This is a genomic window from Pseudomonas sp. GW821-FHT09E04, from assembly GCF_059416185.1.
Genome location: NZ_JBWKOR010000005.1, coordinates 207,840 through 224,626 on the forward strand (window position 1 = coordinate 207,840; position 16,787 = coordinate 224,626).

14 protein-coding genes are annotated in these 16,787 nt (G+C 62.0%); 3 read left to right on the forward strand and 11 right to left on the reverse strand.

The window, feature by feature from the left end; all coding sequences use genetic code 11:
• The first annotated feature begins 72 nt into the window (after window positions 1–72).
• Window positions 73–1,827 carry a cyclic-di-GMP receptor FimW-related protein gene (locus AC07N4_RS19755; protein WP_493065816.1) on the forward strand — a complete coding sequence of 585 codons (1,755 nt, stop codon included), beginning with the start codon at window positions 73–75 and terminating at the stop codon, window positions 1,825–1,827.
• Between the two features lie 39 nt (window positions 1,828–1,866).
• Here AC07N4_RS19755 and serB read toward each other — a convergent pair whose 3' ends face one another.
• Complete coding sequence (gene serB, locus AC07N4_RS19760) at window positions 1,867–3,081, reverse strand: phosphoserine phosphatase SerB (RefSeq protein ID WP_249482589.1); 1,215 nt, start codon at window positions 3,079–3,081, stop codon at window positions 1,867–1,869.
• A 134-nt stretch (window positions 3,082–3,215) separates the two neighbouring features.
• On the opposite strand from serB, the gene AC07N4_RS19765 reads away from it, so the two are divergent.
• Window positions 3,216–4,730, forward strand: coding sequence for an AhpA/YtjB family protein (locus AC07N4_RS19765; protein ID WP_102620142.1), 1,515 nt, complete (start codon window positions 3,216–3,218; stop codon window positions 4,728–4,730).
• Between the two features lie 390 nt (window positions 4,731–5,120).
• On the opposite strand, the gene AC07N4_RS19770 is transcribed toward AC07N4_RS19765, so the two are convergent.
• The 9 genes from AC07N4_RS19770 to AC07N4_RS19810 form a co-directional block, all read right to left on the reverse strand.
• Window positions 5,121–5,831, reverse strand: a complete 711-nt coding sequence (locus AC07N4_RS19770; protein WP_102620143.1) for a PqiC family protein — start codon at window positions 5,829–5,831, stop codon at window positions 5,121–5,123.
• 231 nt (window positions 5,832–6,062) lie between these two features.
• Entirely contained in the window at window positions 6,063–8,327 is a 2,265-nt protein-coding gene (parC, locus tag AC07N4_RS19775) for a DNA topoisomerase IV subunit A (protein ID WP_096819836.1), read from the reverse strand.
• Window positions 8,328–8,334: 7 nt separating this feature from the next.
• Window positions 8,335–8,859, reverse strand: coding sequence for a retropepsin-like aspartic protease family protein (locus AC07N4_RS19780; RefSeq protein WP_096819837.1), 525 nt, complete (start codon window positions 8,857–8,859; stop codon window positions 8,335–8,337).
• Window positions 8,856–9,845, reverse strand: a complete 990-nt coding sequence (locus AC07N4_RS19785) for an esterase-like activity of phytase family protein (RefSeq protein ID WP_192559620.1) — start codon at window positions 9,843–9,845, stop codon at window positions 8,856–8,858. The genes AC07N4_RS19780 and AC07N4_RS19785 overlap by 4 nt, the downstream gene beginning before the upstream one ends.
• Window positions 9,845–11,752, reverse strand: a complete 1,908-nt coding sequence (parE, locus tag AC07N4_RS19790) for a DNA topoisomerase IV subunit B (RefSeq protein ID WP_102620145.1) — start codon at window positions 11,750–11,752, stop codon at window positions 9,845–9,847. Before parE ends, AC07N4_RS19785 begins: the two co-directional genes overlap by 1 nt.
• A gap of 50 nt (window positions 11,753–11,802) precedes the next feature.
• On the reverse strand, window positions 11,803–12,411 hold the full coding sequence (locus AC07N4_RS19795) for a YqiA/YcfP family alpha/beta fold hydrolase (protein WP_493065817.1): 609 nt from the start codon (window positions 12,409–12,411) through the stop codon (window positions 11,803–11,805).
• Between the two features lie 96 nt (window positions 12,412–12,507).
• A complete protein-coding gene (gene cpdA / locus AC07N4_RS19800; protein ID WP_493065818.1) occupies window positions 12,508–13,323 on the reverse strand; it encodes a 3',5'-cyclic-AMP phosphodiesterase in 816 nt (271 codons plus the stop codon).
• Window positions 13,324–13,449: 126 nt separating this feature from the next.
• Window positions 13,450–13,902, reverse strand: coding sequence for a DUF1249 domain-containing protein (locus AC07N4_RS19805; RefSeq protein ID WP_096819841.1), 453 nt, complete (start codon window positions 13,900–13,902; stop codon window positions 13,450–13,452).
• Complete coding sequence (locus tag AC07N4_RS19810) at window positions 13,893–14,510, reverse strand: NUDIX domain-containing protein (RefSeq protein ID WP_096819842.1); 618 nt, start codon at window positions 14,508–14,510, stop codon at window positions 13,893–13,895. Before AC07N4_RS19810 ends, AC07N4_RS19805 begins: the two co-directional genes overlap by 10 nt.
• A gap of 228 nt (window positions 14,511–14,738) precedes the next feature.
• On the opposite strand from AC07N4_RS19810, the gene AC07N4_RS19815 reads away from it, so the two are divergent.
• Window positions 14,739–15,485 carry an RsiV family protein gene (locus AC07N4_RS19815; RefSeq protein WP_102620148.1) on the forward strand — a complete coding sequence of 249 codons (747 nt, stop codon included), beginning with the start codon at window positions 14,739–14,741 and terminating at the stop codon, window positions 15,483–15,485.
• Here the strand turns inward: AC07N4_RS19815 and cytX are convergent.
• Entirely contained in the window at window positions 15,454–16,746 is a 1,293-nt protein-coding gene (cytX, locus tag AC07N4_RS19820) for a putative hydroxymethylpyrimidine transporter CytX (RefSeq protein WP_096819844.1), read from the reverse strand. The genes AC07N4_RS19815 and cytX overlap by 32 nt on opposite strands.
• Between the last annotated feature and the right edge of the window lie 41 nt (window positions 16,747–16,787).

A 16,787-nucleotide genomic window follows, 5' to 3' on the forward strand; every position in this document is an offset into this window, starting at 1 on the left:
ACGCCTGCGAAACAGACCACAACTGCTAGAGTTTTTGGCATCGTCCTATTCGCCGCCGGAGCGGGTCACGGCATGAGTGAGCCTCGATCCCAACCACCACTGAGCGCCCCGACGCCGACTCAGTTGCGCCTGTCGTTCTGTGAAGCGACTCCGCGCGATCTCAAGCGCTGGATCGCCGGCCTGCCGAAAGCCAACATCGGCGAAACCGCGCGCCAGCTTTATCAGGGCCTTGGCGAACTCAATCAATTGCTGACGCCCAGTGACAATCGTCTGCATCTGCTGGAACTGCTGCGGCCCGAGGTGTACTTCGTCTGCCAGCACCTTGAGCGGCACTTTCTGCATCAGGCGATCATGCTCGATGAGCGTTCACGCAAGATCAGCAACCTGTGCCAGGCGCTGCAAAGCCAACTGGCCATCGGTTACAAACAGATCGTTCTGCGGATCGCGCCCAAATACACAAAGGATCGGGCGACTCTGCTGAGCGAGGCGCTGCAACGCGCCACCCATGCGCTGAAAGGGCAACTGGTGCGCGCCACGCAGTTGTACAGCCCGGCGCCGGAACAGCTGTGGTTTGAATTGCACCAATTGTTTCGCTGCGCCTGCGACTTGCAGCTGCAACACCGTCGGGTCCGTGATGACCTGGCCAGCCTCGCCGGGGAACTGAGCGTCGAACAGACCTACATCGCCGCTCTGCTGCTGGGCAGCGCCCGCTGCAATCAACTGCGCCAGAACCCGATCGCCCAACTCGCGCAGGTGCTTGAGCCGTGGAGTGCCTGGTTGAAACTCCATCCCGGTGCCTCGGGCGAAGGGCTGTTTGCCATTTCTGCGGAGATCGACGCCGGTCCGCGCTATCGCAGCAAATTTCGCAGCGAACAACAGCCGGGACTGCTGGGATTCGATCCGCAGGCGCTGGTAAATGCCATCGAGGCTCACCTGCTGCATCATGACACCTCGACGCCGCTGCCAGTGCCGGCCGGCCTGACGCTCGACACCCTGCAACATCTGCATGCCACCTGGGGCGAAGCCGCCGAGCGCAGCTTCCAGCGCACCGTCGGCCAGGGCAACCTGACCGTATGTGTGGGCATGAGCGCCCTGCACTTCTATCTGGGTGGCGAACGCACCTTCAGCGAACTGCTCCGGCATCCCGGCTCGCGCGCCGCGAACTTCAGCCGCGCGGTGGCCCAAGGGGAAAAGGACAGCTGGAGTCAGGCATTCGATGCAGCCCCACAGAGCAAGTCCGACGAATTTTTGCCTTACGAAGAAATCCGCTACGAACCCCTGGCCGACGACGAAGGCGACGCTGACAGCCCGCCGCATTACCCGACCTATGCGTTGCCGGTCATCAACCACAGCCCCGGCGGTTATTGCCTGGCGTGGCCAAAAGAAGTGCCCGCCGAATTGCAGACCGGGGAGATGGTCGGCATCCAGGACACCACGAATCAGGGCTGGAGCATTGCCGTGGTGCGCTGGATCCGCCAGGTGCGCGGTGCCGGGACACAAATGGGCATCGAACTGGTGGCGCCACACGCCCAGCCCTGCGGCTTGCAACTGGTGCGCACGCGGGACGATCACAGCCATTACCTGCGGGGTTTGTTGTTGCCGGAAATCAGCGCCATCGACTTGCCCGCGACACTATTGGCGCCACGACTGCCGTTTCAGGAAGGCAGTAAAGTCATGATCAACACCCAGGGCGAAGAGCACCGCGCCGGGCTGGATCGGCGGGTGGCGAGCACCCACAGTTTCAATCAGTTTGCCTATCGCTCGCTGGAGGCCGCGCAGAATGGCGGGAGCGAGGAGGATTTCGACTCGTTGTGGAAATCCCTTTGAGCCAGGACCGCAGCCGGGAGCTGCGATCCTGTGCCGTTGTCAGAGCTGCCCGTCGCGATCCCGGAAGCCCAGCAGGTACAGCACGCCATCCAGCCCGAGGGTCGAGATCGCCTGTTTCGCCGACTGTTTGACCAGCGGCTTGGCGCGGAACGCCACACCCAGACCGGCAATCGCCAGCATCGGCAGGTCGTTGGCACCGTCACCCACCGCGATGGTCTGTTCCAGGCGCAAACCTTCTTTTTCAGCCAGCTGTTTCAGCAGATCAGCCTTGCGCTGGGCATCGACGATCGGCTCGATCGCCACGCCGGTGCATTTGCCGTCGACCACTTCCAGTTCGTTGGCGAACACGTAGTCGATGCCAAGCTTGGCCTGCAATTGCTTGGCGAAGTAGGTGAAGCCGCCGGACAGGATGGCGGTTTTGTAGCCCAGGCGCTTGAGTTCGGCGAACAGGGTTTCGGCACCTTCGGTCAGGCGCAGCGAGGCGCCGATCGAATCGAGCACGCTGACATCCAGGCCTTTTAGCAGCGCCAGGCGCTCTTTGAAGCTGGCGCGGAAGTCCAGCTCACCGGCCATTGCCCGTTCGGTGATTTCCGAAACCCGGTCGCCAACGCCGGCGGCCTTGGCCAGTTCGTCGATGACTTCGGCTTCGATCAAGGTCGAGTCCATGTCGAACACCGCCAGACGGCGGTTGCGACGGAACAGCGAATCTTCCTGGAAGGCGATATCGACGTTCAGCTCCTGGGCCACGCTGAGGAATTCGGCGCGCAGGGCCTGCGGATCGGCAGCTTCGCCACGCACGGAGAACTCGATGCAGCCCTTGCCCTTGTCGGCCGGCGTGTCCAGCGGCATGCGACCCGACAGACGGTCGATATGGTCGATGTTCAGGCCGTACTTGGCGGTGATCGAGCTCACAGCCTGCAACTGGCCGGCAGTGACCTTGCGGGTCAGCAGGGTGACGATGTGGCGTTTTTTGCCCTGATTGCCCACCCATTGCTGGTAATCCTCTTCGGACACCGGGGTGAAGCGCACCTGCTGGTCGAGCTCGTAACCCTTGAACAGGATGTCCTTGAGCACCGACTTGCCTTGCTCGGAGTCGGGGATTTCCACGAGGATGCCGAACGACAGCATGTCGTGGATCACCGCCTGACCGATATCGAGGATGTTCACACCACCCTGGGCCAGAACACCGGTAATGGCCGCCGTCAGACCGGGACGGTCGACTCCCGTGATGTTAATCAGGACGATTTCGCGCAACGCGCACCCCCGCAACTGGAAAAAAACCGCATTCTACCCACTTTCAGTGACCATCGGGCACCGCCAGCGCTTTGCCGGTCTAGGGCCTGTCGCTATACTGCGCGTCAACTTCACGGACAAAAGAGCCGAGCTCAGTGAACCGGCCCACGCCAGTTAAAACCGATAACTTCTTTCTGCTGATCTTCCGTGCACTGCGCCACCGCCGTGTACCGATTGCATTACGCATTGCCAGCCATAACGTGATCCTGGTCGCCCTGGCCCTGGTGATCTATGCCTGCGTGATGGGCTTGCAGTTCAAGCAGGCCATGCACGAGCAGGCCGATGCGCTGGGCGAAAGCCTGACCACGCAGACCGCCACCTCCGCGACCGAGCTGCTGGTGTCCAACGACATCCTCAGCCTCAACGTGCTGCTCAACAACCTGACCAAGAACAAGCTGGTGGCCCACGCCGCCATCTACAGCGTGGACAACCGCATCCTCGCCGAGTCCGGTCAGCGGCCCAAGCACAGCCTGCTGGGCGAAGCCGAGGGCATGTACGAGAGCAAGATCACCTTCCAGGACGTGACCGCCGGGCAACTGCGCATCAGCCTGGACATGGATCAGTTCCAGCAGCCGATGACCATCAGCCTGCAAAGCATGGGCATCCTGAGTGCGATCCTGCTGGCACTGTCCCTGGCCCTGAGTCTGCGCCTTGGCCGGCACATTTCCACGCCGCTGCTGCAATTGCGCGTGTGGCTGCGCCGGATCGACGAATACACGCCGGGGATCGAGCGTCAGGACGAGATCGGCGACCTGGCCCGTCAACTGCACGCCAGTTACGCCCCGGAACCAACCATTCCCGAGCCTGAGCCGGAACCCGAGTTCGAGGACGATGACGTCGAGCCGGAATTCGAAGTGCGCAACCTGCGCGATCCGAGCTTTGACGAGAGCCGCCCGATGGCCGCGCAGAAGCCTGCGCCGCGCCATGTGGTCAGCACCGTTGAAGACGACGATGACGAAGACCCGTTTGCCGATCTGCGTGACGAATCGCTGAACGAACCCGCGCAACCTGCCGTTCGCAAGCCAACCCCGAGCGTGCCGCAGCACACCGCGGTGCTGGCAGTGCAACTGGGTTCGCAGGAGCAACTTCGCCGCCTGCCGCGGGCACGTCTGGAAGAGTTGCAGGAGCGCTATCGTGACTGCCTGGAGCAGGCGGCTTCGCTGTATCAGGGTGAAATCGAAACCCTGAACGATGGCAGCACGCTGATGCTGTTCCACACCGAAGACAGCGGCGACGATTACCTGACCAACGCCATCTGCTGCGGCGAACTGCTGCGAGCGCTGGGCCACCAGTTGCAGATCGAAGTCGCCGACAGCGGCATCACCCTGCAATTGCAGTTGGGCCTGACCCTCGGCGACGAACTGTTCGGCCTGAGCCAGATCGACCTGCTGCTGACCGACTCCGCCCAGGACGCCCTGGCGCTGTCGCAGCACAGCCGCAACCTGTTGCTGGTGGAGCGCAAGATCGGTGATGACGCGCTGATTCGCCAGCGTGCACGGATCCGGCCGATTGCCAGCCCTGAAGGGGCTTGCTGTGTGGAGCGGTTGATGGAGCCTTATCCGTCGATGCTCGAGCGGCAACTGGCGCGGATGCATGAGCGTCGGGCCTGAGGCCTTGATGTGAAGAAGCCCGCAGACGAGTGATTGTCTGCGGGCTTTTTTGTGTGTGGCGTTTTCGTGATCTCGCCAGGCTTTGGAGTCCCCTCACCCTAACCCTCTCCCAAAGGGAGAGGGGACTGATAGGGGGATATTCGGGATCTACACCGACCTGAACATGCTGTGCCGAATCCATAATTGTGAGACCGCTCTGCGCCAAATCCATAATCGCCAAGACTTCGCAGGTCGATGAATGACGCAAGACACCTCGGTCAGTCCCCTCTCCCTCCGGGAGAGGGTTAGGGTGAGGGGAGCTTTTCGAGACAGGCATCAATGCATGTACCACCAACGCCCAGAAACGACAAAGCCCGCACAAGGCGGGCTCTGTCCTGACTCGATCCAGCCTTAGAAGCGAAACACTTCCATATCGGTGCGAATCGGCGAAGCCATCGGGATCTTCGGTTGCTTCTCGGCTTCCGCCGCCGGTGCTGCCGGTTTTGGTGCCGGTTTGCGCGGCGCTTCGGCAACCGGTGGCTGGTTGGCCAACGGCTTGAGCGCTACCGAGAGCTGCTCGGCCAGGCGTTGCAGCAAGATGCCTTGCGCCTGAACCTGCGAAGCCGTGCCGCCACTGTGCTGCTCTTGCAGATGGACGATGCGGTTGTCACGCACCTGGCCACGACGGTCGATCAGACGCCATTGGGCATCGAGAATCGCCGGCTGCGACACGCCGGAATCCAGACGCGTGATGGTCAACAGCACCTGCACATCCGGGGTGAAACCCAGAGTGGCCGGCGCCAATACCACACGCTGGCTGTCCAGATGGCCGGCGACCTGACGCAACAGCAACTGATCGATGTCCGAAGACAGGCTGCCGGCCCAGCGGCCGTCGATCGATGCCTGCAGGCTGCCGTCCGGTTGACGCTGCAACAGGGTTTCACGTTGCAGGTAGTCGGCAACTACCACAGGGCCCAGCAAAACTGCCATGCCCGCGCTTTGCGCAGGCTGAGCCGGACTTCCGCTGTCCAGCTGATACAGCGACACCGGCTGGTGAACGCTGCAACCCGCCAGGCCAAGAACGCCGGCGAGCAGGAAAATAAGGGGGCGCAGAGAAGTCATCATCCCGTCCAGGTGGCCGCCACAAGGCTGACCACAGTGAAAATACTCAAAAAATATGAAGAACGCTCGGCCACGCCGGCGCTTGGAAAGGCCATATCATCCGTGAATATGCGTTCCGACTCCAGCGCCAAAGCGCCGATCTACGGGTTAAATCGAAGATCGGGCGCTCTAGAGAGGCGTTCTCAGTCATTTTCCCCGAAGGAGAAATGAGTGCGAACGCTTCCTGGCCGCTTAATTGAGGTTTTCGACGAGCAGCGCATCCACTCGCTGGAAGCCCCGTGGCAGTTTATTGCCACGGCGACCACGCTCACCCTTGTAGTGTTCGAGGTCGTCGGCTTTCAGCGACAAGGTACGTTTTCCGGCCTGCAGCACCAGCGTGGCGCCTTCCGGAAGAACGGCGATGTCCGTGACATATTCTTCGCGACTGGCCACACGCTCACCGGAAATACCGATGATCTTGTTGCCTTTGCCCTTCCCTAATTGTGGCAGATCGCTGATTTTGAAGATCAGCAGGCGACCCTCGGTCGTCACCGAGGCCAGCCAGTTCTGCTCGCGATCGGCCACCGGACGCGGCGCGATCACCTTGGCATTGTTCGGCAGGCTCAACAGGGCCTTGCCGGCCTTGTTCTTGGCTTGCAGATCTTCGCCTTTCACCACAAAACCGTAGCCGGCGTCAGAGGCGATCACGTACAGCGCATCGTCTTCCGGCATCAGCACGCATTCGAACGTGGCGCCAGGCGGCGGCGTCAGACGGCCGGTCAACGGCTCGCCCTGGCCCCGTGCCGACGGCAAGGTGTGCGCGGCCACCGAGTAACTGCGACCGGTGGAGTCGATGACCACGGCTGACTGGTTTGAGCGCCCCGCCGCCGAGGTCTTGAAGCCGTCGCCGGCCTTGTACGACAGGCCGGTGGCGTCGATCTCGTGGCCCTTGGCCGAACGAATCCAGCCTTTTTCCGACAGCACAACGGTCACTTTCTCGTTCGGCAGCAGATCGTGCTCGGTCAGCGCCTTGGCTTCCGTGCGCTCGACGATTGGCGACCGACGGTCATCGCCGTAGGTTTCGGCGTCTTTCAACAGCTCGGTGCGCACCAGTTTCTTCAGCTTGGCTTCGCTGCCCAGCAGGGCTTGCAGCTTGGCCTGTTCCTTGAGCAGTTCGTCCTGCTCGTCGCGCAACTTCATTTCTTCCAGTCGCGCCAACTGACGCAGACGGGTATCGAGGATGTAGTCGGCCTGGATTTCGCTGAGGGCAAAACGCTCGATCAGCTTGGCTTTCGGGTGCTCCTCGGTGCGGATGATATGGATCACTTCATCCAGGTTGAGGTAAGCGATCAGCAAACCGTCCAACAGGTGCAGGCGACGCTCGACCTTGTCGAGGCGGAACTGCAGGCGGCGACGCACGGTCAGCACGCGGAATTCCAGCCACTCCACCAGCAACGCACGGAGGTTTTTCAGCTGCGGCTTGCCGTCCAGACCGATGATGTTGACGTTGACCCGGTAAGTCGACTCCAGCTCGGTGCTGGCGAACAGATGCTGCATCAGCGCTTCGTGATCGACACGGCTGTTGACCGGGATGATCACGATGCGGCATGGGTTTTCGTGGTCGGACTCGTCACGCAGGTCGGCGATCTGCGGCGCTTTCGACGGTTTGGCCTGCATCAGCGCGGCGATCTGTTCCAGCACCTTGGCCCCGGAGACCTGGTGCGGCAGCGCTGTAACGATGATGTCGCCGTCCTCGACGTGGTACACAGCGCGCATGCGCACCGAGCCCTTGCCGGTTTCGTACATTTTCAGCAGATCGGCACGCGGGGTGATGATTTCCGCTTCGGTCGGGTAGTCCGGGCCCTGAATGTGTTCGCAGAGCTGTTCGACCGTGGCTTTCGGCTCATCGAGCAGACGCACGCACGCCGTGGCGACTTCGCGCAGGTTGTGCGGCGGCACGTCGGTGGCCATGCCCACGGCGATACCGGTGGTGCCGTTGAGCAGGATGTTCGGAAGACGCGCAGGGAGAACCAGCGGTTCCTGAAGGGTGCCGTCGAAGTTCGGGCCCCAGTCTGCGGTGCCCTGGCCCAGTTCGCTGAGCAGCACTTCGGAATAACGCGACAGCCGCGCTTCGGTGTATCGCATGGCGGCGAAGGATTTCGGATCGTCCGGCGCACCCCAGTTACCCTGGCCGTCCACCAGCGTGTAGCGATAGCTGAACGGCTGGGCCATCAGCACCATCGCTTCGTAGCACGCCGAGTCGCCGTGGGGGTGGAACTTGCCGAGCACGTCGCCGACGGTACGCGCCGACTTCTTGTGCTTGGAATCGGCGTCCAGCCCCAGCTCGCTCATGGCGTAGACGATACGCCGCTGTACCGGTTTCAGACCGTCGCCGATATGCGGCAAGGCACGGTCCATGATCACGTACATGGAGTAGTTGAGGTAGGCATTTTCGGTGAAGTCAGCCAGCGACCGGCGTTCTACGCCATCTAAGCTGTCTGCAAGGTTGTCGCTCATGCGGGCCTCATCGGTTCGTTGTCTGGCGCAACAGCATGGTGCCGCCGCGCTGAGTAAATTCAAGTTTGTTCAGGGCGCTCATGCCGAGCAGCACCTGGTCGCCATGCAGCCCCGGCGCCACCAGTGCGCGGACGTCCCGCAGCACGATGTCGCCCAGTTGCAGGCGGTCGATACGGGTGCGATAGCCCTGGCTCAGGCCATTGGCCGTGCTCAGGGTCACACCGAAACCTTCTTCCAGCTTCAGGCTTTTCGCCACCTCCGCCGGGATTGCCACGTCGGTCGCGCCGGTGTCGAGCATGAACTCCACCGGCCGACCGTTGATCAGGCCGCTGACGACAAAATGTCCCTGGGCGTTGCCGATCAGTTTCACTTCGATATAGCCGTTGCCCTGCTGCGAAGTCACCTCTGCATTGGGATTACGCTGGCGGTCTTCCCACTGGCCGAAAAACCGCGTGGCCAGAAACAGCGCCGCGCACCAGGCCAGAATCATCAGCACACGCCCGGCGCGCTTGCCCGGCGGTTGCTGACTCATGGCTTGGCGCTCCAGCCACCCTCAGGCGCGGCAAAGCGCCAGACAATCGGGCGGACCTCGCCATCGGCGCGAGGACCAAAATTGTTGTCGACGCCGATCCAGGCGCCTTGAGCATCGACGACCAGCGCCTCTTCCAGCCCGAAGTTCTGCGCGTAACGACGATTGCCCTGCAACAGCTCGGCCGCGTACGACCAGCAAAGCTCGACCTTGGCCGTCTGCGCATCGCGACGACAGATCTGGTAGGCGTTGCGCTCAAGGGTAAACAGTTTGCCGTTGAACAATGACAGGTCGGAAAAATCCCGATTGACCGGTCTGGCCTTGGGAAACTGCGGCGGCTGCATTTCCATCCCGCCTTCGCTCAGCAACACGCAGCGACCGTCACAGTCCCACACCGTCTGTTGGCGCTTGATCAGCAACAAACCACGGCTTTGCCGTTCGGCGGCCAGCCACATCTGATCGCCCGCCGGATTGATCGCCAGGCCTTCGAAAATCGCATTGAATTGCAGCAGCAGGCCACTGGCCCGCGCTTCGCGCACCATCATCGGCGAGATTTTCAGCCATGACGACGGCCCTTGCGGCGGTACTTGCAATACGGCTGCGTGGCCTTCGCTGACAATGTAGCGATTGCCGGCGCTGTCGCAGGTGATCCCTTCGAAATCCAGGTCTCCGCCGCGAACGAACGACGCCGCCCAGGTCCGAGACTTGATGCCCCACGGCAAACCGCTGTCGGGGACTGGCGGCGGATCGATGCGCACAGCAGTCGCCTGCCAGACGGGATCGCGAGTATCGAGACGGTAGATCTGATCATCATCGCGATCCGACACCGTCCACAGCTCGTTGCCGCACAGGGCCAGCCCCGACAGATTGCCGCCGCGCATGCCTTCGACCGGGTGTTCGGCGAGCACGCGCAGTTCTTGCACTGGCTCCGCCGACGCCGTCATCGACCCCAGCAGCAACGCACCCGCCAAGGCCCAGCCAAACCGCATCAGGCCAGGACCTCGGCGAGGTTGCCCTTGGACTCGAGCCAGGTCTTGCGGTCACCGGCGCGTTTCTTCGCCAGCAGCATGTCCATCATTTCCGAGGTTTCGGCGAAGTCGTCCCCGAGGGTCAACTGCACCAGACGCCGGGTGTTCGGGTCCATGGTGGTTTCACGCAGTTGCGGCGGGTTCATTTCACCCAGACCCTTGAATCGGGTGACCTGCGGCTTGCCGCGCTTCTTCTCGGCCACCAGACGGTCGAGGATCCCGTCGCGCTCGGCATCGTCCAGGGCGTAGAAAATCTCTTTACCCAGGTCGATACGGTACAGCGGCGGCATCGCGACGTAGACGTGACCGGCATCCACCAACGGGCGGAAATGCTGGACGAACAAGGCGCACAACAACGTGGCGATGTGCAGACCGTCGGAGTCGGCGTCGGCGAGGATGCAGATCTTGCCGTAGCGCAGCTGACTCATGTCCTCGGCGCCCGGATCGACGCCGATGGCCACGGCGATGTTGTGCACTTCCTGGCTGGCCAGCACTTCGCTGCCGTCAACTTCCCAGGTATTCAGGATCTTGCCGCGCAACGGCAGGATCGCCTGGAATTCCTTGTCACGCGCCTGCTTGGCCGAACCGCCGGCGGAATCACCTTCCACCAGGAACAGCTCGGAACGCATCGGGTCCTGCCCGGCGCAATCGGCCAGTTTGCCCGGCAACGCCGGCCCCTGGGTGATGCGCTTGCGCTCGACTTTCTTGCTGGCTTTCAGGCGACGGCCGGCGTTGCTGATTGCCAGCTCCGCCAACGCCAGACCGGTTTCCGGGTTGGCGTTGAGCCACAGGCTGAACGCGTCCTTGACCACGCCGGAGACAAACGCCGCCGCTTCACGGGAGGACAGACGCTCCTTGGTCTGGCCGGAGAATTGCGGCTCCTGCATCTTCATCGACAGCACGAAGGCGATGCGTTCCCAGACGTCTTCCGGCGCCAGCTTCACGCCGCGCGGCAGCAGGCTGCGGAATTCGCAGAACTCGCGCATCGCGTCGAGCAGGCCCTGACGCAGACCGTTGACGTGGGTGCCGCCCTGCTCCGTCGGGATCAGGTTGACGTAGCTTTCGGTGACCGAGGTGCCGCCTTCCGGCAGCCAAAGCAGGGCCCATTCGACCGCTTCCTTGGTGCCTGCCAGGTTGCCGCAGAACGGCGCGTCCGGCAGACGCTCGAATTCACTGACCGCGTCTACCAGGTAGGAACGCAGGCCATCTTCGTAATGCCACTCGACCTTTTCGCCGGTGCCCTTGTCTTCGAAGCTGATCAGCAGACCCGGGCACAGCACGGCCTTGGCCTTGAGCACGTGCTTGAGGCGGCTGATGGAGAATTTTGGCGAATCGAAGTATTTCGGGTCCGGTGCGAAGTACACGCTGGTCCCGGTATTGCGCTTGCCGACCGTGCCGATCACTTGCAGATCGGTGGCCTTGTAGCCGTCGGCGAAGGTCATCTCGTATTCGTTGCCGTCACGCTTGACCCGTACCCGCACCTGGGTCGACAAGGCGTTGACCACGGAAATACCCACCCCGTGCAGACCGCCGGAGAACTGGTAGTTCTTGTTGGAAAACTTGCCGCCCGCATGGAGCTTGGTGAGGATCAGCTCAACGCCCGACACACCCTCTTCCGGGTGAATGTCGACCGGCATGCCACGACCGTCATCGCAGACTTCCAGCGAGTGGTCGGCGTGGAGGATGACCTGGATCGATTTGGCGTGGCCGGCCAGGGCTTCGTCGACACTGTTGTCGATGACTTCCTGGGCAAGGTGGTTCGGCCGACTGGTGTCGGTGTACATGCCGGGGCGTTTGCGCACCGGGTCGAGGCCCGAGAGGACTTCGATGGCGTCGGCGTTATAGGAGCTAGCGCTGGGAGTGGCCATAAGGTCTCGTCGTCAGTGTTCGGTGAATAAGGAATTAATGGGGCAACCGCTCACAGCGCGGTGAAATCGATTGCCTGAAACAAATCGGCGCCAATGCCGGCAAAACTCAGCAACGCCGGCAATTGCCCGGCAAACCCCTGGAAACTATGGTCGCCGCCGGCCTGGATGCGCAAGGCACAGGCCCGGTAATACTGCTGGGCATGGCGATAGTCCAGCGTTTCGTCCCCGGTCTGCAACCACACCTGATACCGCTGCGAATCCTGCGGTGCCGGCACTTCCAGTTCGGCCAGGGCCGTCACATGGTCGTGGGTCAATTCCCAGGTTTCGTCGGTGTACAGGTTTTTCTGCGTCCCCAGGTATCCGTCGAACATCCGGTGCGGACTGACGGCCGGGTTGACCAGCAGGGCTTTCAGGCCATGGCGCTCGGCCAGGTGAGTCGCATAGTAGCCGCCGAGCGAGCTTCCCACCAGCAACGGCCGGCCGAGTTCGGCGATTGCCTGCTTCAGCTGACCGATGGCTTCACGCGGGTGGTGATGCAGCGCCGGGACACGCAGTTGATCGCTCAAACCCAGCCGCTCCATCACCTCGACCAGCTGACAGGCCTTCTTCGAGGCCGGTGCGCTGTTGAAACCGTGGATATAGAGGATCGAACCGGACATTTGAGCTCCCTGGGTGTCGGCTAAAGAAAGCGGAGTTTACAGGGAGTCAGGGGGTGTTGGGCCAGCACCCGAGGAAATCAGCACCGCGCCCCTGAATCAGTAGCCGTTGGAGCCATAATCGACGGTGAACCGGAAATCGGTGACACGCTCCACGCCCGTCTCGATCCGCCCGTCCGGCAACAGCCGCAACCAGCGATAGCCCGGTGACTGCTCGCCGACCTTGAAGTCGACACTGCCCGGCTCGAACTGAATGCAGGTAGACGGCGAGGCGATCAGTCGCACGCCGTTGCGTTCGCAGTCGATCTCCTGATGCACATGTCCCCACAACACGGCCCGGGCCTGCGGGAAACGGTCGAGCACGTCAAAGAACGCTTCGGGATTGCGCAAGCCGATCGGCTCCATCCAGGCACAACCGATCGACACCGGGTGATGGTGGAAACACACCAGATGATGCCGATCCGGCGCCTCGCTCAGCGAACGCGCCAGCAATTGCAGTTGGTCATCCTGCAAATACCCCGGCACCGAGCCCGGCACCGCCGAGTCGAGCAGGGTCACGCGCCAATTGCCGACATCCACCACCGGCTCCAGCAATGCACTTTGTACCGCGGCCATCTGCATGATCTGCGGTTCGTCGTGGTTGCCGGGGATCCAGCGGGCCGGCGCGTCGATCTGCGCCGTCATCTGACGAAATTGCTGGTAGGACTCCAGCGTGCCGTCCTGGGACAGATCACCGCTGGCAACGATCAAGTCGATCTGCGGCTGCTGCTCGAGCACCAGTTCGATGACTTTTTGCAGGCTCTCGCGGGTCTTCATGCCCAGCAGCGTACCGTCCGCCTCGGCGAACAAATGACTGTCGGACAGTTGCACCAGCAACGCCGTATCGGCGGTGGTCAGAGTCGATACGCTCGGCAAGGCGTTCTCCCAAGGCTGGATCGCCGGGTCGGAAAGGTTCGCAATTATGCTGGGGGAAGGCCCCGGGAAGAAACCGCCGAACCGGACGCAGTTCACAACTTGCCGCTGTTATCACAGCTATCGAAGCTATCGAACGGCAGCGTACTCGTGACCGCAGGCCAGACAATGACTCAGCCATTCTCCGAGGAACAGATTGAGCTGGGCCTTTTCGTCCGGCTGATGCATGGCCGCGTTGGGGTAAGGATAGATGCCGCGAAAGCGTCGTGCATGTTCGGCGCTGATCACTTCGGCCATGCGCGCGTCGTGATAGACCTGCACTTCCAGTTGCGGCACCGGCAGCCAGGGCAGGCTGTGTTCCTGTCGCACTTGCAGGGTCGTGGTGTACGGACAGGCCTGCAGCACTTCGATGGCCAACACGCCGAGCATCTGGTCGCCCTGGGTCACGGCGATGCGCCGCGCTTCAGGTTCGCGGCGCATGTCCGGCAACAGTCGCATCAGGCGCGCGTAGTTGGCCTCGCAGGCGGCTTGCAGGCCCACGAGGTCGACACGATAGCGATCGCGCAGTTTGTTTACGACCATAGCCCCCTCACTTCGGCGCGATTGAGCGCCAGCCACTGCAAGGCGATGATGCTCGCCGCATTGGCAATCCGTCCGTCGCGTACAGCCTGCAGGGCATCTTCGAAGGCCCAGACCGTGACGCGGATATCTTCTGCCTCTTCCTCCAGCCCGTGCAGGCCGCCAACGCCTTCGGTGCTGCAACGCCCCAAGTACAAATGCACGAACTCGTTGCTGCCCCCCGGCGACGGGAAATATTGCATCATCGGCCACAGGGCCTTGATGTCCAGTCCAGCTTCCTCCTGCGCTTCGCGGCGAGCAACTTCTTCCGGCACTTCTTCCTTGTCGATCAGACCGGCGACCAGCTCCACCAGCCAGGGATTGGTGGTCTTGCCCATGGCGCCGACGCGAAACTGCTCGATCAGCACCACTTCATCGCGCTGCGGATCGTAGGGCAGCAGGCACACGGCGTCGTGTCGCACGAACACTTCACGATTGATCTCGCGGCTCATGCCACCGGCGAACAATTCATGGCGCAAATGCACGCGATCGAGCTTGTAGAAGCCCTTGTAGCATTGCTCGCGTCGCACGATGTCGATGGCGGACGGAATGGCTTTGGCAAAATCGGTCATGAGCATCCTCGTTTACTGCAAATCCTATACGAGGTTCATTTTTGCTACCTGCAACCTCGACTTCGCGCCATCCTAACGCGCCCGTGACGTTTGATGCAGCCCCTTTACCGTCAGCGGGATGGACGGTGGAGGTGAAACCCACTCTAATTAGCTTAGTGGCGAACTGACTGCTTCGTAGAGAGTCGAAGCGGTAACTTTTTGCCTTCCCCTGTTTCAGAAAGGACGCCCATGTCGCTTTTCAAAATTGCCTCCGTGGCCGCCATCGCCCTGACCCTGGGCGCTTGCGCCAGCCTGTTCCAGCCCAACTACCGGACGCCGCTGGAAACCACCCGCGACGCCTCGGAAACGCTGAAACCCGGTTGCTCCAACCCTGACTGCCCACTGGTGAACATCGACACTCTGCACTTCCCGGCAGAGCCTGCACTGGATGGCATCATCGAAAAACGCCTGCTGCAATTCACCCGCACATCGCCGGATGCACCGGTGGCGCCAACCCTGGCCGCCTATCGCGAGCAGTTCCTGCGCACTGCCGGCCCGCGCAACAGCAGCTATTTGCAGGCGAAAGTACGCGAGCAGCATGACGGTCTGGTGATTGTCGAAGTGTCGAGCTACCTGGATACCGGCGGCGCCCATGGCACACCGGGTCGTGGCTTCATCAACTATTCGCGCCAGCAGCACAAGGTGCTGAGCCTGTCGGATATGTTGGTGCCGGGTCAGGAAGAAGCGTTCTGGAAGGCTGCGCAAGTGGCGCATAACAGCTGGCTGATCAGCACCAAGCTGGATCAGGAACCGGAATATGTGAAGAACTGGCCGTTCGTCAAAACCCCGCACGTGGCGCTGACTTACGGCGGCGTGATCCTCAAGTACGACGTGACCACTATCGCGCCTTATGCGCTGGGCCACGTCGAACTGAAGATCCCTTACCCGCGCCTGAACGGCATCATCAAGCCCGAGCTGTTTCCCGGCCGTAACTGAAAGCCCGACCGAGCACCAGCTGCAGCAGCCCTGCCAGGACCAGCGCCGGCAGGGTTGCGCCGACATCCGGATACAGATTGGCCAGCAGGTGATAGGTGCTGATGCCACCCAGCCAGGCCAACAGCGCCGGCCAGCGCAACGCGGCCGAAGCCACCTGGCCACTGCGCTTGCGCAGGATGAAGTGATCCACCAGCACCACGCCGAACAGCGGCGCGAACACCGAGCCGATCAACAGCAGGAAGTTCTGGTACTGCGCCAATGGCGCGAGCAAGGCGATCAGGGTGCAGATCACACCGATAGCCAAAGCCAGATGCTCGACTTTCAGACGCAACAGAATCCCGCTGGAAACCGCTGCCGAGTGAATGTCGGCAAAGGCGTTTTCCGACTCGTCCAACAGGATCAGCAGCAACGGAATCCCCAGACCGGCACCGGCCAGCGCCAGCAGCAACGCGTTGACTTCACCGCTCGGCGCAAAGGCCAGGGTGTAGGCAACGCCCAGGCTCATCAGCCAGAAGTTGCCGATGAAGAAACCGATCGCCGTACCACCGAACACGTTCTTCGCCTTCTTGCCGAAACGCGAGTAGTCGGCAATCAGCGGCAGCCATGACAGCGGCATCGCGATGGCAATGTCGAAGCCCACGGCGAACGGCATAGAACCATCCCCGGCCTGTGCCCACAAGGCGCCCAGATCGGCCTTGGCGAACAGGTTCCAGGTCAGCCAGATGCACGCGGCCAGAATCAGCCAGATACCCCATTTGCGCAGGATCTTGCGCACGAACGTCAGCGGACCGCTGACGGCGAGCAGCGTCGCCAGCGCACCGAAGCACAAGGTCCACAACATCGGACTGGCCCACAGCGAGCCTTCGCTGAACGCACGGGTGCCGAGCAGACTGGCAGCGTCACGCATGACGATGATTTCGAATGAACCCCAACCGATCAGTTGCAGCAGATTGAGCAGCGCCGGCAGGCTCGCGCCCTGGCGGCCGAGGCTGAGTTTCAGCGCGGCCATCGACGACAGGCCGGTGTCGCTGCCGATCACGCCAACGGCGGCCAGCAACAGGACGCCGACCAGCGTGCCGAGGAAGATCGCCAGCAGCGATCCCGACAGGCCCAGCCCTGGCGCCAGCAACGCACCGGTCTGCAATACCATCAGGCCGATGCCGAGGGAGAACCACAGGGAAAACAGATCGCGACCGCCGAATACACGCTTGTCGGCGGGCACGGCGAGGTCGGGGGAATAAGTACCGGGTTGAATGCTCAAGGGTGTTATCTCAGAGGGACATTTGTTGTTTTTTTGATCGT